Genomic DNA, 20,480 nt, shown 5'->3' with positions numbered 1-20,480 from the left:
ATGTGCCATAGACAGCAGCGTCGAAACAGAGCCGGAGGATCAAACTTTGCGACAGATCGACATTTCACCGGAGGGTGTGCTGAAGATCAGAGCTTGCCGGCTGCGGCGATAATCTCGGCCGCGGTCGGGAAAACGCCGATGCTGTTTGGCCCGTCCTGCGCCTCGATTTGCGCCCAGCCGACAATGCCCTGCGCATTCACCAGGAAGTGGCCGACCAGTTGCGTGCCGTGGTTTGCGAAAATCTTCTTGTCGGCTTCGTCGAGCTCGAATCCGTCCTTCGCATTGAGGACGGTGTTGGCTTCCATCGGCGGCACCGGCTCTGGCATTTCGCCGCCGGGATTGATGCGGGCGCCCGCGAAATCCGCCATTGTCGTCCGCAATGGCCATTCCGACCGCTCGCTGCTGCCATCGGGCAAGAACTCGACGCGTGGCACGCCGAAGGCCCGGTGCGTGCGGCAGTCCGGGTCGCACAGAAGCGTCACCGGCGTCGGCTGGTAGCGGAAATAGAGGCGCGCGCGCTCGAGCGGCGTATTGATGACGGCCAGCGTCTCGACGCCCATGGCCTGCAGCGCGGGCTGCAGGCTGGAAAGCTGTCCGACCTGACGCCGGCAGAAGGGGCAGTGCAGGCCGCGATAGAAGCCGATGAGGAACGGCCGGCCCAGCAGGCTGGCGAGAGAGGCCAAACCCTCGCGATTGGCGGCGGGAAGCACGAATGCGGGCGCGGCCTCTCCCGGCTGCAGCGGGCGGATTCGGTCTGTCATGAAAACATTCCTTCGCTCTGACGCTCCGATTGGCGACGGCGCTGAACGCCGGCAGCGCCTCGATCCCCACTGTACCGGAGATCGCGCTTTCACACTATCGGATCATGTGCCCGAGGTGCCGAACGGCCAATTCACCCGGGCGCAGTAAGCCGCGCCCGGCAATCCCGGTTCAGCGATCGATCAGCACGGCGCATTTGCAGTGGCTGGCGACGCGGCTTGCGGTCGAGCCAATGAAGTAGTCGATCAGGCCCGGCCGGTGCGAGGCGATGATGACCAGGTCAGCCTCCATCTCCTCCGCAAAGGCGTTGATGACACCGGCTGCGCCGCCGACGCGGATTTCGACGCGGCCCTTGACGCCGTGCTTCTGCTTGAGCTCCATCAGCGTGTTCATCGCATGCTTGCGGGATGCCTCGACCATTTCCAGCGGAAAGTCGACAATCATGTAGCCCTGCGCATAGGCATTCAGATCCTCGACGACATTCAGGAGAATGATTTCGCCGCCCTCGTCCAGCAGCGACTTGGCGCGCTCCAGCACCGTTTCGCCATGCTCCAGCTGGTCCATGGCGATCGGGACGATGATTCTCGAATACATGACTGTCCTCCCTCGGGTTCGCCGCGCCGGTGGAGAGGCAGGATATCCCGCCTCCCGGGCCATTGTTTTCACCGACCCTCGCTGCCTGGCGCGAATAATTAGAATATAGGTGTGTCTGGGAAAAAGTCACAACCGGGCATGCGGTCGCAGGCGATTGTCAACAGGGCGAGAACGGTACTTCCTCAATACGCCACCTTTCGTGGACGCCGCAGGCGCGCCATATAATCTCCCAGGAGTTTCAGAGGGGAACGCGCCATGGCCGGCTTCGACAGACGCACCTTCATCAAGCTGTCGGCGACAGCGCTGGCAACGGGAACCGCCGCAGCCCCAACCAGGGCAGAAAGCACGACAATGACAGAGCACGCCGCAACACACGCCGTCCGCATGCCGGCCTATATCGATCACTCGCATCTGGTGGTTCGCGACCTGCCGATGGTATCGTCATGGTATCAGCAAATCATGGGCCTGACGCCGATGGACAAGACGGCGAGCGGCGAGACGCTCGGCGTTGCCGGGCGACCGCTTCTGACGCTGACGACGCAGGGTAATGCCACCGTTGCGCCGCGTAATGCGCCGGGCCTGTTCCACACGGCCTTCCTGGTTCCTGATCGCGCCGAACTTGGCCGCTGGCTCGCCCATATCGCCCACAACAACGTGCCGCTGCAGGGCGCATCCGACCATCTGGTGAGCGAGGCGATCTATCTCGGGGACCCCGAGGGCAACGGCATCGAAGTCTATCGCGACCGGCCGCGGCAGGAATGGAACTATATCGAGGACGGCATGGTGAAGATGGCGACGCTGCCGCTTGACCTGCAGGCGCTCTACGACGAGGCGCCGAAGGACACATGGGGCGGCATGGCGGACGGCACGGCGATCGGCCATATCCACCTGCAGGTCTCCGACATTCCGCAGGCCAATGCCTTCTTCCGCGACGTGCTTGGGCTCGACCTGATGGCGACCTACCCCGGCGCCAGCTTCTTCGCCTCGGGCAAGTATCACCACCATGTCGCCGCCAATATCTGGAATTCGCGCGGCGCGCCGAAACGGCAGGGCACCATGACCGGCCTTGCGGATTACACCGTGCATTTCAACGACCCGGCCAAGCTCGAGACGGCGATCACCAGGCTCGACGCGCTGGAAATCCCAGTGACACGCACCGGCGCCGCCGCCTCGCTCGTCGACCCTTGGGGCATCGGGCTGAAGCTGGTGGCCTGACGGCCAAATCTCAGTGCGTCGCGCCGGAGCCGCCGACGGCGACGATCGCAAAGGGCTGGCCCTTCACCGGAATTGTCGCCGTTTGCTGAAGGCTGTCGGTCGCGATCATCCGCACCAGGCCATGGCGGGGTCGGTGATGGCGATGCGATCGCCGGCAACCGCGAGCCGCGGACGCGGGTCACGCCAATGTCCATCCTTGCTGTAGGGTTCGGTGACGGTTGCCGAACGGGTGATCTTGCCGCTGACGACATCCAGCAGATGGAGCTTGCCGTCCTCGGTCAGGATATAGGCGCTTCGGGCATCGGCCGGGTCCAGAATGAAGTCGACGCGCCGGGTCGCAAGTTCAACGAGGCGGTAGGGTCTGTCGCTATCGGGGTCGATCAGCACGACCTTGTCCTCGCCGTAGTTGCCGAGAAAGAATTGCATCGACTTGCCGCCGAGCAAGGTGGAAACCTTGCCTTCCGGCAGGTCGTCGCCATAGGCCAGCATCGCAAGCTTCGGCCCGTCGATCCCGGCCGGGCGGGCGACGAGAACTCCCTCCTCGCAGCCGAAGGCGACGAGACGCGCCGAGGTTGCTTCGCCATGCAGGCCCATGCAGGCGGCAACATCGCCACGCTGCTTGCCTGACCGGTCGAGGATGCGCAGGCCAAGCCGTGGCGGCAGTTCGTCCGGCTTGGCCTCGGCGCTCATGTCGGGGACGGAAACGAGGACGTTGCCGCCCATCGGCACGGCCACGCCATGGTGCGGCGCGGTGGTGTCCAGGCTTGCAATCTCGGCCTTGCCTTCGATCAGCGCGCTCTCGCGCATCAGGTCCGTCTTGCCGCCCCGATCGTAGAAAATCGCCACGTCGTCTCCGTGGGTCACCACATGGCCCGGCTTCTTTCCGTTGATCGCGCCCGCCAGCAACTTCGGCTCGGTGACGTCGATATCGCGGTGCTCGCCATGGTCCGAGAGGGCGATGCCGGTCGATATCACGTTGACAATGTCCTTATCCCCCTGAACGGCGAAGACCGTTTTGCCGCTGTCGCTGGCGGATAGCGCGGCAAAGCCGCTGATATCGAACCGTGCAAGTTCGCGGCCGCTTTCGGCATCGAGCGCCCGCACGACCGGTTGCGTGTGATCGGCAACGAAGAGCCGCCATGTCTCCTTGCTGTCGTCGGCGAATGTCGGAAGGGGGGAAAGCGCCGTTACCGCCGCGACCGCCGCAGCCTGCATCGGCTTGCCAAGCTGGATCCGCATCAAAATCTCCTGCGCGAGTTAATGTAATAACGTTACACTTCTCCTGTTATAAAGTTACACATGCATTGTCCAGCCACAAAATTCCGGCCGGCGATCCGATGTCGCCGCGTGCCCCAATCGCGAGCGACGAGGCTCAGGACGGCATTGATAAACGTGCTGGCGCGCTTCGCGCATCCGTCCTCGGAAGGCGCATAGCACGCACGTGCAGCGGCGATACGCCAAAGGGCCGGATAATTTCAGGTCGAATCACGGTACCCGACTGCATCGGGAGTACCCCTCTGCCCTGCTGGGCATCTCCCCCTCAAGGCAGGGCAATCACCCACGGAGTGAATGCGATTGCGGCGAGCCCCCTCTTCTCCCCCGCGGGGAGAAGTGCCGAGCGCATGCGAGGCGATGAGGGGTCTTCGGCGATCTCGGCGCCAGCCGCCCCCTCATCCGGCGCTTCGCGCCACCTTCTCCCCGGCGGGGAGAAGAGGGAGCGAGACCCAAATTCCTGCCCGGCAGGCAGAGGGGATGAGACTACCGTATCGTGTGCCGTAAGGTCGAATGCCGCTCACCCTTTTCGGCACCTAACGGCCGCAGGCCGCCGCCCGTCCGAGCAGGAAGGTTCTTTCGCGCTCGTTGCGCGTGAGCGCGGCAGCGCGCTCGAACTCTGCCCCGGCCTCCACCAGAAGGCCAGCGCGGAACAGGAAATCGCCTTTCGCCGCCGGCAGCAGCGCGTAGTCGCGCAAGGCACCCGCCTGCTCGATCTCGCTCAGGAGGGCAAGGCCGGCCTCGGGCCCGAAGGCCATGCTGTGGGCAACCGCCCGGTTGAGGTCGACCACCGGCGAGGGCATGACAGCTCGCAGCTTATCGTAGAGCGCGGCGATCCTCTGCCAATCCGTCTCCTCTGCCTTTTTCGCTCTTGCATGGCAGGCGGCGAGTGCGGCCTGCAGGGTATAGCGACCGCCCGCGCCGCCGAGCGCTTCGGCGCGCTCCAGCGCGGCAAGCCCCAGGCGGATCAACAGCTGGTCCCAGCGGGCGCGGTTCTGTTCGGTCAACGGAACCGGCGAGCCGTCCGGCGCAATTCGGGCGTTGAGGCGCGAGGCCTGGATTTCCATCAAGGCGAGAAGGCCGAAGACCTCTGGCTCGCCCGGCGCCAGACCGGCGAGGATGCGGCCAAGGCGCTGGGCCTCGGCGCAGAGCGCCGGACGGATCAGGTCTTCGCCGGAGGTCGCCGCATAGCCCTCGTTAAAGATCAGGTAGATGACCTCGAGCACCGAGGCGAGACGTTCTTCCCGCTCCGGCCCGCGCGGGACTTCGTAGGTCAGGCCGGCCTTGCCGAGCGTCTTCTTGGCCCGAACGATGCGCTGGGCGATGGTCGCTTCACTGGTGAGGAAGGCACGGGCGATCTCGTCGGTCGTCAGCCCGCCGATCAGGCGCAGCGTCAGCGCCGCGCGCGCCTCGGGCGAGAGCACCGGGTGGCAGGCGGTGAAGATCAGGCCGAGCAGCTCATCGCCAAGGTCGTCATCCATGGCCGCCTCGATGTCCGCGACGGGGTCGGCACCTTCGTCTTCCAGATCGCGGCCGATCTCGGCGTGCTTGCGCGCCAGCATCTTGCTGCGGCGGAAGCCGTCGATGGCCCGGCGCTTGGCAGCGGCCATCAGCCAGGCGCCCGGGTTTTTCGGCACCCCGGTTTTCGGCCATTCGGACAGGGCTGCCACCAGGGCGTCCTGGGCCAGGTCTTCGGCGAGGTTCACGTCCCGCACCATTCGCACGAGGCCCGCGATGAGCCTTGCCTGTTCGATCCGGAACACGGTCTCGATGGTCTGGTGGATTTCCGTCGCCGCCATGCTTCCCGCTTACGGGAGGTGTAAGGGCCACGTCAAGCGGCAGGGCGACAGGTCGATTCGATCTCGCACGACGCGACAGCGGCCGTCTCACCCCCCTCTGCCCTAGGGCTATGGCTATGGAGCGAAGACGATTTCGCCAAACTCCCTCTTCTTCCCCGCGGGGAGAAGTGCCGAGCGTATGCGAGGCGATGAGGGGGTTTTCTCGGCGCCAGCCGCCCCCTCATCCGGCCCTTCGGGCCACCTTCTCCCCGCCGGGGAGAAGAGGGAGCAAGCCGCCGGCTCTAGTGGCCGGCCAGCTTCTGGCGCTGACGCTCCTCCTGCTCGGCGAGTTCCGGCGTCAGGGCATCGCCGAAGTCGGCGGCCTCGAATACCTGGCGGATCTCGAGTTCGCTCGGGCCCGGCATCGGATTGGGGCAGCGCTTGGCCCACTCCACCGCTTCGGCCATGTCCTTCACTTCCCAGATCCAGAAGCCGGCGACCAGTTCACGGGTCTCGGCGAAGGGGCCGTCGATCACGGTGCGGCTGGGACCGTCGAATGCGATACGCTTGCCTTTCGACGAGGGATGCAGCCCCTCGCCCGCCAGCATGACGCCGGCATTGATCAGTTCCTCGTTGAACTTGACCATCGCCTCCATAAGCTCGGTCGAGGGCATGATCCCCGCTTCGCTCTCCTTCGTCGCCTTTACCATGACTATGACACGCATCGTCTTTCTCCTCTCGTTGACGGAGGCCACATCGACCTTCCTCTTCCTACGACGAACGAGTGCCGGCACAATCGACATGCCGGCGAGATTTTTCGTGAAAAAGTTTCAGGTCGTCGTCCCCGGGGCGTCGGGCTGAGACTGGCGGTCTTAAACCCCCGCGTCAGCCCAGTCGCATTGGAAGGCCAGCACGGGCTTCGCAAATCCTTTCAGCCGCCGGCGGGTCGCGTGACCGAAGAAATCGGCGGTGCCGTACTCTCGAAAAATGTTCTCCGACACCAGAATCTGGTCGCTGGAGGCCGCAGCGCACAATCGAGCGGCAAGCTGCACGGTGGAGCCGAACAGGTCGCGGCTGTCCTCGATCGGCTCGCCGCAATCCAGTCCGATGCGAACATGAATGGGCTCAGAGTTGCCGAGGTTGTAGCGTTTGAATTCCTGCTGAATGGCCACAGCGCAATCGACAGCCGCGGATGTCGCGGCGAACGTCGCCATGATGCCGTCGCCGGTGTGCTTCACCTCGCGGCCCGAGGAATGGCCAAGACATCTGCGCACGATGGCATCATGCGCCCTGACCAGTTCGGTCGCCATGCGGTCGCCGAGCCGCGACGTCATTGCGGTCGAGCCGACGATGTCGGTGAACAGGATTGCCCGATGGCCGCAATCCATTTCGCCCGAGGATTGCCCCGGGGCCCGCTCAGGGTCCTGTATCCGGCCGAGAAACGCCTCGACTGCCGACAACGCGACCTCGACAATCTCGCCGGCGATGTAGCCATGCGCCTCGCGGTGCACGCATTGGGCCGTTTCCGCGTCGGGCGCATCCACGAGGCAAAACACGGTTCCACGTTGCTGGTCGAACCAGTAGGTCAGGAACTTGACCCCATACCGATCCTGTATCTCGATATCCCTGCGGTGCGCCTCGGCGGCGTCGGCCGCGGTGATTGCCGAAAAGTCGTGCCTGTCCATGAATATAGCCATATGCGCCTCCTGCTCTGAAGCCTCAGCCCACAAGGAAGGTTTCATTCTACGACCTGGACGCAGCCCGGTCCACCTTTCGGGCGGTTTGTGAGGCCGGCGCCTTCCCAGCGCGGCAACACAAATGCATGAGGGGAGGACGTTGCCATCCTCCCCTCACCCTTGCCGTTTGCCTGCTCGCCGCCGCTCAGGCCGCGTAACGGGTGCGTTGCTGCGGTTGTGAATGCGATACGCGGCTCTGCTCCTCCAGATTGAAGCGGGCTAGCAGGGTCTGGAGCTGACGGCTTTCTTCGGCGAGCGTCTCGCTGGCAGCCGTCGTCTCCTCGACCATGGCGGCGTTCTTCTGCGTCATCTGGTCCATGTGGTTGACGGAGGTGTTGATTTCGGCAAGCGCGGTCGACTGTTCGCGCGCCGCCGTGGCGATGCTTTCGACGTGGTCGTTGACGCGCAGGACGAGCTGCTCGATTTCCAGAAGCGCATCGCCTGTCGCCCGGACGAGCGAGACGCCGCCTTCCACTTCCGAGGCAGACGCGCTGATCAGCGTCTTGATCTCCTTGGCGGCATTGGCCGAGCGCTGCGCCAGTTCGCGCACTTCCTGGGCTACGACGGCGAAGCCGCGGCCAGCCTCGCCTGCGCGGGCCGCCTCGACACCGGCGTTGAGGGCAAGCAGGTTGGTCTGGAAGGCGATCTCGTCGATGACGCCGATGATCTGGCTGATCCGGCTCGACGAGCCCTCGATGCGGCTCATGGCGCTGACGGCATCGCGGACGATCGCGCCCGACTTGCCGGCGCTCTCCTTCGTCTCCCGCACCATGTCGCGGGCTTCGTTGGCGCGCAAGGAGGAGGCGCGGACGGTGGCGGTGATCTCGTCCAATGCGGCGGCGGTTTCCTCGAGCGCGGCGGCCTGCTGCTCGGTGCGCTTGGAGAGGTCGTTGGCGGCGGAGCTCAGTTCGGCGGAGCTTTCCTTGATGGTGCCGGCAGCACCGCGCACATTCTGCATGGTCGAGCGCAGCGTCACCATCGTGGAATTGACGTTCTGCTGCAGCTCGGCGAAGGCGCCCTGGAACTGGCCCTCCATGCTCTGCGACAGATCGGCGTCGGCAAGGGCGGCAATGACGCGGCGCACTTCCGCGACGGCGCTGTCGATGCTGTCGACCAGTTCGTTGACGCTGCCGGCGAAGCGGTTGAGATCGTCGTTCTGGTAATCCTTGCCGATGCGGCCGGTGAAATCGCCGGCGACGGCGGCCGCGACGACGGCGCTGATGCTCGATTGCAGATCGCTGCTCAGCGCATGGAGGGCCGCTTCCTGCGCCTTCATGTCGCGCATCGCCAGCGCATTGCGGCGGAACACTTCGACGGCACGGGCCATTTCGCCGATCTCGTCCCTGCGTTCGGCGTCCGTGCCGGTGCTGTCGAGGTTGCCCTCGGCAAGGCGGCTCATGGCGGCCGTCAGAGCGCGAACCGGTGCAGCAATCCCCCGGCGCGCGACGAGAAGGCTCGCCACTGCGCCGAGCACGATGCAGGCTGCGGCCGATGCGATGGCGATAACCAATGCCAGCGACGAGGACTGAAGGGCGTCGGCGCGGGCAGTCGCAAGCGCCCCGCCCGAATAGGTGCTGTATTCCTTGACGGCGCTGGTGACGGTCTTCTGCGCGGCGAGCGCCTTGTCGAGGCCGGCCTTGATCGCGGCTGCGTCCTTGCCGTTCTTCTCGGCGACATCGACCATGGCGCGGATTTCGCCAAAATAGGTCTCGAGCGTCGCGCGGATCGTCTGCAGTTGCTTGAGTTCCGTTGCATCGGCTGCCGCTTCGATCTTCGGCAGGCGCTCGAGCATTTCCTTGGCGCGCTTTTCGGTTTCCGCGCGGAAATCGGCCGCCTTTTCCGGCTGGGCGGCAAGCTGGTAGGTCATGCGGCTGATGGCGATGATGTCGACGCGCAGGTCCATCGCCTCGCGAGCGACTTCCTCCTTGTAGCCAACCGATACGATCGCCGATTCGAGCGCCGAAATCCCCCGCGCTCCGACAAAGGCGATGACCAGCGAAGAGAGCCCCATGACGAACACGACAAGGCCGATCTTCTGGAGAATGGAGAGATTGCGAAACGTCATGACGAAACTCCGGCGGGAGCGATTTCCCGCAAGCTGAACGAAAATGGGGGGTCAAGGCATGATGCCTCTGGCAGGGCGCAGAAAGGGAACATCGCGCGCTGCGGTGCAATCTGAAGGAATTGCGCTAACGTACGGTTAAAGCTCTTCTATGTGAGCCGCTGGCCGGCCGACCGGAACGGTCACAATATACGACAATCTTGGGAATACCCCCTCTGTCACTTCGTGACATCTCCCCCCTCAAGGGGGGAGATCGGGCGCAAGAGGCCAGCCCACGCCAATCTCCCCCCTTGAGGGGGAGATGCCGGCAGGGCAGAGGGGGGTGAAAAGGCCACATGCGTGATAAACACGACCTCCCGCAACGGGCGACGCGCGACTTTGTTCGGGCTGTCTGCGCTATCGCGCGAGCTTTTTCCTTGAACCTTGGGCACCCGGCCTCTATCTCCGGTCTACACCCCTCGCATTTTTCCCGGAGTCATCCTTGTCCATATTCAACCACCTGCCCGCTGCTCCCGTCGCTCCGAAAAAGCCGGTGACCGATACCCGCCATGGCATCACCCGGACGGACGACTATGCCTGGCTGCGTGCCGACAACTGGCAGGCGATGTTCAAGGATCCATCGATCCTCGATCCGGAAATCCGCAAGCACCTGGAAGCCGAGAACGCCTACATGAAGGCGGCGATGGCCGATACCGAGGCGCTGCAGAAGCAGTTGTTTGCCGAGATGAAGGGCCGCATCAAGGAAGATGACAGTTCCGTGCCGGTGAAGGACGGGCCTTTCGCCTACGGCACCTTCTTCGTCACCGGCGGCGAACAGCCGCGTTATTTCCGCATCCCCCGCGATGGCGGCGCACGCACCGTTCTGCTCGACGGCGACAAGGAAGGCGCCGGCAAGGCCTATTTCCGGCTTGCCGGCATCGACCACACGAGCGACCACAGCCGCGGCCTCTGGGGCTATGACGACAAGGGTTCGGAATATTACACGCTGCGCGTCCGTGATCTCTCAACCGGCGAGGACCTTGAAGACATCATCGAAAACACCGGCGGCGGCGGCGCCTGGGCGCCGGACGGCAAGAGCTTCTTCTACACCGTGCTCGACGACAACCACCGGCCTTCAAAAATCTTCCACCACATCGTCGGCACGCCGCAGAGCGACGACCGGCTGGTCTACGAGGAGGAGGATCCGGGTTTCTTCATGGGCGTTGGCGGTTCGATGCTCGACGACTTCATTTACATCGACATCCACGACCACGAGACCAGCGAATATCTGCTGATCCCGACGAGCGACCTCAACGCGACGCCGCAAATGGTCTCGGCGCGCGAAACGGGGCTCGAATATTCCATGACCGAGGGCGGCGATGTCTTCTACATCCTGACCAATGCCGACGGCGCCAAGGATTTCAAGATCATGCAGACGCCGGTTGACAAACCGGGCCGCGAAAACTGGACCGACGTCGTGCCGCACACGCCGGGCCGGCTGATCATCAGCCACATGGCCTTTGCCCGCCATCTCGTCTGGCTGGAGCGGGAAAACGGCCTGCCGCAGATCAAGATCCGCGACCGCAGGAGCGGCGAGGAACACGCGATCGCCTTTGCCGAGGAAGCCTACTCGCTTGGCCTCTCCGGTGCCGGCGAATACGACACCGACGTCATCCGCTTCTCCTATTCGTCGATGACGACGCCGAGCCAGCTCTACGACTACGACATGGCGACGCGCGAGCGCACGCTCCTGAAGACGCAGGAAGTGCCCTCCGGCCACAATATCGACGACTACGTCACCCGCCGCGTCATGGCGCCATCCTGGGATGGTGCGGAGGTGCCCGTGACCCTGCTCTATCGCAAGGATACGCCGCTCGACGGCTCGGCCCCCTGCCTGCTCTACGGCTACGGCGCCTATGGCATCAGCATTCCGGCCGGTTTCAACACCAACTGCCTGTCGCTCGCCGACCGCGGCTTCGTCTATGCCATCGCCCATATCCGCGGCGGCAAGGACAAGGGCTTCCAGTGGTACGAAGACGGCAAGATGGAGAAGAAGACCAATACTTTCAATGACTTCATCGCGGCGGCCGACTATTTGAATCAACAGAAGTTCACCTCTTACCCAAACATCGTCGCCGAGGGCGGTTCGGCCGGCGGCATGCTGATGGGCGCGATCGCCAACATGGCGCCGGAGAAGTTCAAGGGCATCATCGCCGCCGTCCCCTTCGTCGATGTCTTGAACACCATGCTCGACGACACGCTGCCGCTCACCCCGCCGGAATGGCCGGAATGGGGCAACCCGATCGAGAGCAGGGCAGCCTACGAGCGCATGGCAGCCTACAGCCCCTATGACAACGTTGCGGAAAAGCCCTACCCGGCCATCCTGGCGCTCGGCGGCCTCACCGACCCGCGCGTCACCTATTGGGAACCAGCCAAATGGGTGGCCAAGCTGCGCGAGAAGACCACCGGCTCCGAGCCGATCCTGATGAAGACCAATATGGACGCCGGCCACGGCGGCGCCTCGGGGCGCTTCCAGCGGCTGGAGGAGATCGCCTTCGAATATGCGTTCGCGATCAAGGTGGCGGGGAAGATGTGAGGGGGCGAAGGGCGGCCGCCGCGCACGACCCGACACCCCTGCACACCCAACTCCGGGAGGAACCATGCCCGTCCATATCGCTCTTCTGCGCGCCATCAATGTCGGCGGAACCGGCAAGCTTGCCATGGCCGACCTCAAGGCGGTCTGTGAGAAGGCCGGCTTCTCGGACGTGAAAACCTATATCCAGAGCGGCAATGTGCTGTTCCGCTCGGACCTCGCCGCCGCTAATGCCGCGAAAGTTCTGGATATGGCACTCGCCGAGATGATGGGCAAGGCGCCGGGTGTGATGGTGCGCAGCCGCAGCCAACTGGAAAAGATCGCCAAGAACAATCCCTTCCCTGACGCCAAGCCGAACTACCTGATGGTCAACTTCCTGCCGGAGAAAGCGCCTGCCGATGCGCTCGACAATCTCGTCGCGCCCGACGGCGAGGAGGTGCATGTCGCCGGCCACGAGATCTACGTGCATTATCCGAACGGCTCGGGCCGCTCGAAACTGAAGCTGCCAGCGCTGATGCCTGCGACATCGCGCAATCTCAATACCGTGCGCAAATTGGCAGAGCTTGCCGCGGAGATGGAGGCCGGCTGAGCCTTCACGCGTGCTGGCCACGCGAATTGGCGCCGGCATCAACGATGACGGCCGCTTCGCCCCACCGCCTGCGGATTATTTTCGACACACCTAATGAATTAAGCCGAGCGCTCGTGCTATAGTCTGGCTTTAGAACCAGATGGGAAGCACGGGTACGTGGGTGAGCCCCAGGTGGAACGCAGGTTGGCGGCTATTATGGCTGCCGACGTCATGGGCTTCAGCCGGCTGATGGGAGCCGATGAAGCCGGGACGGCGCGTGCGCTGCGCGTCCACCGGGAGGCTATGTCGCCGATCATCACGGAACACGGCGGTCGGATCGTAAAGACCATCGGCGACGGCGTGTTATTGGAGTTTCCGTCAGTCGTCGCCGCGGTCTCGTGCGCAGCCGCCATCCAGAGGTTGATGGCCGAGCGAAATGCCGTGGCGCCCGCCGATCAGCGGATGCTGTTTCGTGTCGGCATCAATCTCGGCGACGTCCTGATCGAGGGCGACGACATCCTGGGCGACGGTGTCAATGTGGCGGCCCGGCTGGAGGAGATTTCCGAAGCCGGCGGCATCTGTATCTCGGAAGACGTGCACCGACAGATCGACGGCAAGGTCGATCTCAACTTTGTCGATATGGGGGTGCAGCACCTCAAGAATATCGCGCGCCCGCTGCGAACCTACCGGGCGTATCTCGATCAGATCATGCCGTCGCGAGCGCCCGTGCTCGCGCTGCCGGACCGGCCATCGATCGCCGTACTGCCGTTTGGCAACATGAGCAGCGATCCGGCACAGGACTATTTCGGCGACGGCATCGTCGAAGAGATCATCATCGGCCTGTCGCGCATTCGTTGGCTCTTCGTCATCGCGCGCAATTCCAGCTTCACCTACAAGGGGCGTGCCGTCGACGTGAAGCACGTCGGGCGCGAATTGGGCGTGCGCTATGTGCTCGAGGGCAGCGTGCGCAGGGCGGCCAACCGGGTGCGCATCTCTGCCGAACTTGTCGAGGCCGCCACGGGCATGCACATTTGGGCGGATCGCTTCGAGGGGGGGATTGAAGACATTTTCGAGCTTCAGGACCATGTAACCGCAAACGTGGTCGGCGCCATCGGCCCGAAACTCGAGCAGGCTGAAATCGAGCGGGCCAAGCGCAAGCCCACCGAGAATCTCGACGCCTATGATTACTTCCTGCGCGGCATGGCAGCCCTGCATCGCTGGAGCCGCGAGGCCAACAACGAGGCTCTGCGGCTGTTTTACCGCGCCATCGAGCTCGACCCGGAATTTGCCGCAGCCTACGGCATGGCGGCCCGCTGCTATTCGCAGCGCAAGGCAAGTGGCTGGATGGTCGACCGCGCGCACGAGACTGCCGAGACCGAGCGGCTGGCCCGCCGGGCCGCGGCTTTGGGCAAGGATGACGCAGTGGCGCTCTCCACCGCCGGCATCGCCTTTACCTATGTTCTCGGCGCACTCGACCATGGCGCTGACTTGTTGCAGCGTGCTCTTGCACTCAATCCCAATTGGGCCCCAACATGGCTGTTCAGCGGTTGGGCCGGGATTTGGCGTGGCGAACCGGAGGTGGCACTCGATCATCTCGCGCGGGCCATGCGCCTGAACCCGCAGGACCCCCAGATGTTCAATGCGCAAGCCGCAATGGCCGCCGCCTACTTCTTTGCCGGCCGATATGACGACGCGTCGGCGTGGGCACGCGCGGCCATTCGCGAGCAGCCGGTCCACTTCATCGCAACCTGCGTCGCTGCAGCAAGCCATGCGCTGGCCGGACAAGCTGAGGAGGCAGCGGAGGCGATGACGCGATTGCGTCAGCTCGATCCCGACTTCCGCCTGTCGAGTCTCAGCGATCTCTTCCCGATCCGGCGACCGGAGGATAGAGCGCGGTGGGCCGATGGCCTGCGAAATGCAGGCCTGCCACCGTGACGGCTCACGTCACACGAGCCCTCTCACGCGTGCTGGCCCGGCTGGAACAGCAATTTCACGAAGCTGCGGAACACGAGAATCTGGCCCGGTAGGCTTTGCGGCTCCTTCAGTGCCTTCGACAGCACGATGCCGCCTTCGATCACCGTCGAGACCATGTCGGCGAGCTGGTCCACGTCGAACTGCTCGCGCGGCGTGTAGACGGCGAAAATCTCATCGAACATGCCGCGGAAGCGGCGCCTCCAGGTCAACGCCGCCTGGCGGTTGATCTCCTGAATTTCCCTGTCGAAGAGCCGCTCGTAATAGCAGATGGTCGCAACCAGGCAGCCCGGATGGCCGTTAGGCAGGTCGGACAACAATTCCGACAAAAGCTTCAGCCCGAGGAGAAAGGATTGCAGCGGATCGTCCATCAGGTCGCGCGCGCGGCTAAAGATTTCGTCGTAGATCCGCTCGTCGTTTTCGATGTAGCGGTTCAGCAGCGCCTTGGCGAGCTCGTTCTTGTCGCGGAAATGGTAGAAGAAACCGCTCTTGGTGATGCCGGTCTCGGCGATCAGTTCCTCGATCGACGTGCCGCCGAAGCCCTTCTGCAAAACCGCGGCCTCAGCCACATCAAGGATGCGGGTACGCGTCTCCTCGCCCTTGCGCATGTGCTCTCCTGTACCGCCGGTACGGTTTTGCCTGGGCGACGATGGAAACGATTTTTCGCCCCGCCGCCCACCCTGCCCAAAAACATTTGATATTGCTGAATTTTTTATAATCTCTCGCCAGTATACCGCAAGTCCTCTATTTTAGCAGGAGATAAAACGGCAAGAATCCTCGCACCTGGCGACGCCTTTCGACGCTGCCGCCAACGACAAGGGAGGATGAAGACCGTGAGCAAATACAGACACGACCTGCCGCACCTGAAGGGTGGCATATTCCTGGCCGACGGCGGCATGGAAACAACGCTTATCTTCCACGAGGGCGCCGACCTGCCGCATTTCGCGGCTTTCGTCCTTCTGGCCGACCAAGCCGGGCGGAAGCAACTGAAGGACTATTACACCCGCTACCTCGATATTGCCGCAAGCGGAAAAAGCGGTTTCGTACTGGATACCGCAACATGGAGAGCCAATCCGGATTGGGGTGACAAGCTCGGCTACAGCGCTGAAGCACTTAAGGCAGCCAACGAGGATGCCGTCGAGCTCCTCAGCGAACTTCGCGCCGAGTACGAACGGCCGGGTATGGCGATCATCATCAACGGCGCGATCGGCCCGCGCGGAGACGGCTACAAGGCTGGCAAGATGGATGCCGACGAGGCGGAGGCCTATCACGCAACCCAGATCGACACCTTTGCCGGCACCGATGCAGACATGATCACAGCGCTTACGCTGACCAGCATCGACGAGGCGGTCGGCATCGCCCGCGCTGCCAGGCGGATGGAGATGCCGTGCGCGATTTCCTTTACGGTCGAAACGGACGGCAATCTTGTCACCGGCAGGACGCTGAGGCAGGCGATCGAGGCGGTGGATGCCGCGACCGCCGCCTATCCGCTCTACTACATGATCAATTGCGCCCATCCGAGCCATTTCGACGATGTCGTCGCAGGCGACGGGGCGTGGCTGAAACGGATCGGCGGTATCCGCGCCAATGCCTCGAAGATGAGCCATCAGGAACTCGACGAAAGCGAGACGCTGGATGCCGGCGATCCCGCCGACCTCGGCCGGCGCTACCGGCAACTCACGCGCCACATGCCGCAACTCAGGGTCCTCGGGGGCTGCTGCGGCACCGATCACCGGCATGTGGCTGCCATCTGCGAAGCCTGCTTTTCAGACAATCGATTGAGCGCCTGACGTTGAATTTCCCCTTCGATCCGGTGGATCGAAGGGCGAAAACTGGTCAGGAGCGATATGCATCCCGTGGCGGCGGCCAGCATTGCCCCGGCGTCACGAGCGCAATCTCAGGTTGCTTTGCTTAATCATGACCACTATCCTCATGATTGTGAATCCAGACAATCCTAACGAATTGCTTAATTCTTTACACATTAGCGATGCGTAATGTTTTTCTTCATTGCCAGTCCAAATAGAGGGGGTAGCTATGCGGTGGCCATTGAAGACATGCATCGATCATTTCCTCGATGACGAATCCGGTAATTTCGCCACTCTTACCGCCATCGCATTCGTTCCGGTCATCGGAACCGCCGCGATGGTGATCGACCTTGGAGCCGCCTACGTCGAAGCAACGAAACTGCAGGCGGCGCTCGACAGCACGGCCCTTTCGGCAGTCCGATCCTTCGGGGAAGGGTCCAGCGAAGAAGAAGCGACCAAGCAAGCAAGCGCGGTGTTCTTCGGCAATTTTACCGTTCCGCAAAATTCCGAGCCGCTGCCCGAGGAAGACGAGCTGTCGAGTTTCAGCCTGTCACTCGCGCATGGCGCGCTCGAGGACACGGCAACGGCGGCCTACGGGTTTAGCTACAAACCCATGTTTCTGGAGCGGCTTCCCTTCGAAATCAGCAAGCGCGCCATTGCCGCCCGGGTGCCGGGAACAGAGGCGTGCATTCTTGCCCTTCACTCGACAAAATACCGGGCCTTCGAAGTCAGCGGCAGCGCCAATATCGATATGAGCGGCTGTACCATCACCGCCAACTCCACCGATGGGCAGGCGATTTATGTCGGCGGCTCGGGCAGCCTGAAGGCCGAATGCCTGTATTCTGCGGGAGGCATATCGATCGACCCCGCTGCCGTGCAACTGGCCTGTCCGGCTCCGCACGAGAAATCGTCTCGGGTTCCGGATCCGTTCAAGTACAAAAAACTCCCGGCCGCGGGCGAGTGGGTAGACCTTTCCGGTTGCGGTCAAAACTTCGTCAACGGCGGCGGCGGCAACGGAGATTGCAATGGCACCGGCAAGACTCCGAAAAACAACGCCGATTACGTCGTCACCTTGAAGCCCGGGACCTACGGGAGCCTCGAGCTCAAGGGCGCAATCAAGCTGGAGCCCGGCAACTATCTCATAGATGGCGGCTCCCTGCAGTTGACCAGCCAATCGGTGGTGACCGGTTCCGGCGTCACGTTTTTCCTGCTCGACGATGCCAAGCTCGTCATTCACGGCGGTGCAACGTTCCACATCACGCCATCGCTCTCAGGAACCTGGGCCGGGTTTTCCATCGTCTCGGAGCATGGCAACACGGAACCAGCCGTGATCAACGGCAACAGCGCATCCTCGCTGACCGGGATCGTCTACATGCCGGACACGCAGGAGATCCAGTATTCCGGAAACGGTGCCACGGGCGGAGAATGCATTCGCCTGATCGCGCAGGAAATCACCCTTACCGGAAACAGCTATTTCAAGATGAACTGCGATCCGGAACTGGCAAACATGAAAATCAACAATCCCGGAGCGATCCGTCTCGTGCAATGACGTGGACGCCGCCATGCCGGCCCCTCGACAGCGCACAGCAATCTGCCCATGGATCGAAAGGGTTGCGACAATCTCCTCTTCTCCCCCCAGCGGGGAGAAGTGCCGAGCGTATGCGAGGCGATGAGGGGGTTTTTCGACCAGCTCTACGTCAGCCGCCCTCCAACGGCCTTCGGGCCACCTTCTCCCCGCCGGGGACAAGAGGCGAAAAGCCGACGCACGATATCGCCAGGGATCCATCGGCCAGCGGCGAGGGCCTTGCAATGCGGGCCCGCACGCACGATATCCGGCTGACCTTCAGCTTGCGAATGCGCTATCATCCGCAAGCCGATGACGGACACGGCTTCCGATGGAGATCAGGCGGCATGGACCATACCCAACCGAAATCGGAAACAACGACTGCGATTGCACCGATCCCGTTCGACAACAGCTATGCGCGGCTGCCGGCGCATTTTCTCGCGCGTGTCCATCCGACGCCGGTGGCGGAACCGTGGCTGATCAAGTTCAACCGGCCGCTGGCTGAAGAGCTCGGCCTCGATGCAGATACGCTGGAACGCGATGGCGCCCAGGTCTTTTCCGGCAACAGCGTTCCGCAAGGCGCCGAGCCGCTCGGCATGGCCTATGCCGGGCACCAGTTCGGCCAGTTCGTGCCGCTGCTCGGCGACGGGCGGGCGATCCTGCTTGGCGAAGTGATCGACAGGAACGGCGTGCGCCGTGACATCCAGCTGAAAGGCGCCGGCAAGACCCCCTACTCCCGCCGCGGTGACGGACGCGCCGCGCTCGGGCCGGTGCTGCGGGAATATATCGTCAGCGAGGCGATGCATGCGCTCGGCATTCCCTCAACCCGGGCATTGGCGGCCGTCGTCACCGGCGAGCCGGTCTACCGTGAACGCGTACTGCCCGGTGCCGTCTTCACCCGCGTCGCAGCCAGCCATATCCGCGTCGGCACCTTCCAGTTTCTTGCCGCGCGCGGCGATACCGAAGGTGTCAAGACGCTGGCGGACTACGTGATCGACAGGCACTACCCGCAGATCAAGGGACAGGAGCGCCCCTATCTGGCGCTGCTTGAGACGGTCGGGGGCGCCCAAGCGGCGCTGATTGCGCGCTGGCTTGGCGTCGGCTTCATCCATGGCGTGATGAACACCGACAATTGCGCCATCTCCGGCGAGACGATCGACTTCGGCCCTTGCGCCTTTCTGGACGCCTATGATCCGGCCAAGGTGTTCTCCTCGATCGACCAGGGCGGGCGCTATGCCTATGCCAGCCAGCCGGCGATCGGCCAGTGGAACCTGGCGCGGCTGGCCGAAACGCTGCTGCCGCTCCTCGACCCGGAGCCATCCGAAGCGGTCAATCTCGCCAACGACGTGATCGCCGGTTACGGTCCGCGCTTCCAGGCCCATTGGCTCGCCGGCATGAAAGCCAAGATCGGCCTGATCGGCGAAGAAGACGGCGACCTTGATCTTGTCCAGGGACTGCTGAGGCTGATGAAGGAAGGACAGGCGGATTTCACCCTGACCTTCCGGCGGTTAGCCGACGCGGCCGAGAGCGACACGGCAGAGCACGCCTTTGCTGCCGCCTTCTCCGACCCGGCGGCTGTCGCCCCCTGGCTTGCCGAATGGCGCGCCCGGCTGTCGCGCGAGGCACAAGCGCCGCACGACCGGGCACAGGCGATGCGGCTGGTCAACCCGGCCTACATTCCGCGCAACCACCGCATCGAACAGGCCATCCGCGCAGCCGAGGACGAGGGCGACTTCTCGCTGTTCGAGGCGCTGCTTTCCGTGCTTGCGAAACCTTATGAGGAGCAGCCCGGCTTTTCGGCCTACGCCGCGCCGCCGGCCCCCGCCGAGGAAGTGTTCCGCACGTTCTGCGGCACGTGATGACGAGCAGCCGGCGGGTGCCGGCGGCTCGCCTCAAAGCGCCTATTCCCAGGCCGTGCCTCCGGTTGCCGCGCAGCCATAAGGCGGCAGCTGAGCGCTGAAATTCGCCTTCAGCCGGGCGCAGCCCCATTTGCGCAGCGGCTCCGGCATGCGGCTGTTGAGCTCAATGCCCACCTCGTCCAGCGGATCGCTGGTATTGGTGACATAGATCCACCAGCGCCCACCGATGACGCAGAGGCCGGCAACAACCGCAACCAGGAGAGCAAACAGCAGTCTCTTCATATCAGCCTCGTTGTGAATCACGACGCAGATGATCTACTGCATAGCCTTGAAAAGCGGAATCGATTTGAGACGTTATGCAGGCCTTTGAAAGTGCTACAGCGCCCTTTGCGCGTTCGGCGCCGGGCTATTTCGGATCTCGGCCAAAGTCCTTTCGCAATTCGCCCTTTGCCTCCTCGAGAACCTTCCTTTGCTTGCGGGGCAGGTTCCTGCCGGCGCGGTTGATGTAGAAATTCAGCATCGACATGGCAGATCGAAACGGGTTGGATTTGCGCCGGTCGCTCGCCTCGGCCGAATGTTTGAGGGATCGCGCGATTTCCTCCGGGTCATGGGAGCGGAACACATCCTTTTCCAGATCCATGGCATTGCTGGTCTCGGTCACATGCCGCGACCATTTCCGGTGCTTCTTTTTCGGCATTGTCGGCTCCATCGATCGTTTCGAAGAA

General features: G+C 63.3%; 16 protein-coding genes and 1 pseudogene. 7 read left to right on the top strand and 10 right to left on the bottom strand.

Annotated elements, in window-relative coordinates:
* Window positions 1-86: 86 nt before the first annotated feature.
* Together JNB71_RS12540 and JNB71_RS12535 are read right to left on the bottom strand one after the other, a co-directional pair.
* Entirely contained in the window at window positions 87-761 is a 675-nt protein-coding gene (locus JNB71_RS12540; protein ID WP_220372092.1) for a redoxin domain-containing protein, read from the bottom strand.
* 169 nt (window positions 762-930) lie between these two features.
* Window positions 931-1,353, bottom strand: a complete 423-nt coding sequence (locus JNB71_RS12535) for a universal stress protein (protein ID WP_220372091.1) — start codon at window positions 1,351-1,353, stop codon at window positions 931-933.
* A 351-nt stretch (window positions 1,354-1,704) separates the two neighbouring features.
* Between JNB71_RS12535 and JNB71_RS12530 the strand changes: the two genes are divergently transcribed.
* Entirely contained in the window at window positions 1,705-2,568 is an 864-nt protein-coding gene (locus JNB71_RS12530) for a VOC family protein (protein WP_220372261.1), read from the top strand.
* A gap of 10 nt (window positions 2,569-2,578) precedes the next feature.
* On the opposite strand, the pseudogene aztD reads toward JNB71_RS12530, so the two are convergent.
* The 5 genes and pseudogenes from aztD to JNB71_RS12505 form a co-directional block, all read right to left on the bottom strand.
* A pseudogene (gene aztD, locus JNB71_RS12525) lies at window positions 2,579-3,807 on the bottom strand (zinc metallochaperone AztD).
* Between the two features lie 569 nt (window positions 3,808-4,376).
* A complete protein-coding gene (locus tag JNB71_RS12520) occupies window positions 4,377-5,639 on the bottom strand; it encodes an RNA polymerase sigma factor (RefSeq protein WP_220372090.1) in 1,263 nt (420 codons plus the stop codon).
* 281 nt (window positions 5,640-5,920) lie between these two features.
* Entirely contained in the window at window positions 5,921-6,343 is a 423-nt protein-coding gene (locus tag JNB71_RS12515) for a YciI family protein (protein WP_220372089.1), read from the bottom strand.
* A 147-nt stretch (window positions 6,344-6,490) separates the two neighbouring features.
* Complete coding sequence (locus tag JNB71_RS12510; protein WP_220372088.1) at window positions 6,491-7,315, bottom strand: nickel-binding protein; 825 nt, start codon at window positions 7,313-7,315, stop codon at window positions 6,491-6,493.
* 184 nt (window positions 7,316-7,499) lie between these two features.
* Window positions 7,500-9,419, bottom strand: coding sequence for a HAMP domain-containing methyl-accepting chemotaxis protein (locus JNB71_RS12505; RefSeq protein ID WP_220372087.1), 1,920 nt, complete (start codon window positions 9,417-9,419; stop codon window positions 7,500-7,502).
* Window positions 9,420-9,897: 478 nt separating this feature from the next.
* Between JNB71_RS12505 and JNB71_RS12500 the strand changes: the two genes are divergently transcribed.
* The 3 genes from JNB71_RS12500 to JNB71_RS12490 all read left to right on the top strand — a co-directional run bounded on the left by JNB71_RS12500 (window position 9,898) and on the right by JNB71_RS12490 (window position 14,491).
* Window positions 9,898-11,991, top strand: a complete 2,094-nt coding sequence (locus JNB71_RS12500; protein WP_220372086.1) for a S9 family peptidase — start codon at window positions 9,898-9,900, stop codon at window positions 11,989-11,991.
* 64 nt (window positions 11,992-12,055) lie between these two features.
* Window positions 12,056-12,577: a DUF1697 domain-containing protein gene (locus JNB71_RS12495; protein ID WP_220372085.1), complete on the top strand. Its 522-nt coding sequence runs from the start codon at window positions 12,056-12,058 to the stop codon at window positions 12,575-12,577.
* Window positions 12,578-12,772: 195 nt separating this feature from the next.
* Complete coding sequence (locus tag JNB71_RS12490) at window positions 12,773-14,491, top strand: adenylate/guanylate cyclase domain-containing protein (RefSeq protein ID WP_220372084.1); 1,719 nt, start codon at window positions 12,773-12,775, stop codon at window positions 14,489-14,491.
* Window positions 14,492-14,514: 23 nt separating this feature from the next.
* Here the strand turns inward: JNB71_RS12490 and JNB71_RS12485 are convergent, their stop codons facing one another.
* Window positions 14,515-15,135 (bottom strand): TetR/AcrR family transcriptional regulator, encoded by a 621-nt coding sequence (locus JNB71_RS12485; RefSeq protein WP_220372083.1) that lies wholly within the window; start codon window positions 15,133-15,135, stop codon window positions 14,515-14,517.
* A gap of 225 nt (window positions 15,136-15,360) precedes the next feature.
* On the opposite strand from JNB71_RS12485, the gene JNB71_RS12480 reads away from it, so the two are divergent.
* The 3 genes from JNB71_RS12480 (at window position 15,361) to JNB71_RS12470 (ending at window position 19,755) form a co-directional block, all read left to right on the top strand.
* Window positions 15,361-16,317, top strand: coding sequence for a homocysteine S-methyltransferase family protein (locus JNB71_RS12480; RefSeq protein WP_220372082.1), 957 nt, complete (start codon window positions 15,361-15,363; stop codon window positions 16,315-16,317).
* Between the two features lie 244 nt (window positions 16,318-16,561).
* The gene (locus tag JNB71_RS12475) at window positions 16,562-17,881 is read left to right on the top strand and encodes a TadE/TadG family type IV pilus assembly protein (protein WP_220372081.1); all 1,320 of its coding nucleotides are present in this window, start codon (window positions 16,562-16,564) and stop codon (window positions 17,879-17,881) included.
* 362 nt (window positions 17,882-18,243) lie between these two features.
* Window positions 18,244-19,755 (top strand): protein adenylyltransferase SelO, encoded by a 1,512-nt coding sequence (locus JNB71_RS12470; RefSeq protein ID WP_220372080.1) that lies wholly within the window; start codon window positions 18,244-18,246, stop codon window positions 19,753-19,755.
* Between the two features lie 42 nt (window positions 19,756-19,797).
* Here the strand turns inward: JNB71_RS12470 and JNB71_RS12465 are convergent, their stop codons facing one another.
* Together JNB71_RS12465 and JNB71_RS12460 are read right to left on the bottom strand one after the other, a co-directional pair.
* Window positions 19,798-20,037, bottom strand: a complete 240-nt coding sequence (locus JNB71_RS12465) for a hypothetical protein (protein ID WP_220372079.1) — start codon at window positions 20,035-20,037, stop codon at window positions 19,798-19,800.
* Window positions 20,038-20,161: 124 nt separating this feature from the next.
* Entirely contained in the window at window positions 20,162-20,452 is a 291-nt protein-coding gene (locus JNB71_RS12460) for a DUF3175 domain-containing protein (protein WP_220372078.1), read from the bottom strand.
* Window positions 20,453-20,480 lie beyond the last annotated feature (28 nt).

It is taken from the genome of Rhizobium herbae, assembly GCF_019511375.1.
Taxonomy (GTDB): domain Bacteria; phylum Pseudomonadota; class Alphaproteobacteria; order Rhizobiales; family Rhizobiaceae; genus Pararhizobium; species Pararhizobium herbae_A.
This window is presented reverse-complemented; position numbering and strand designations above follow the sequence as displayed.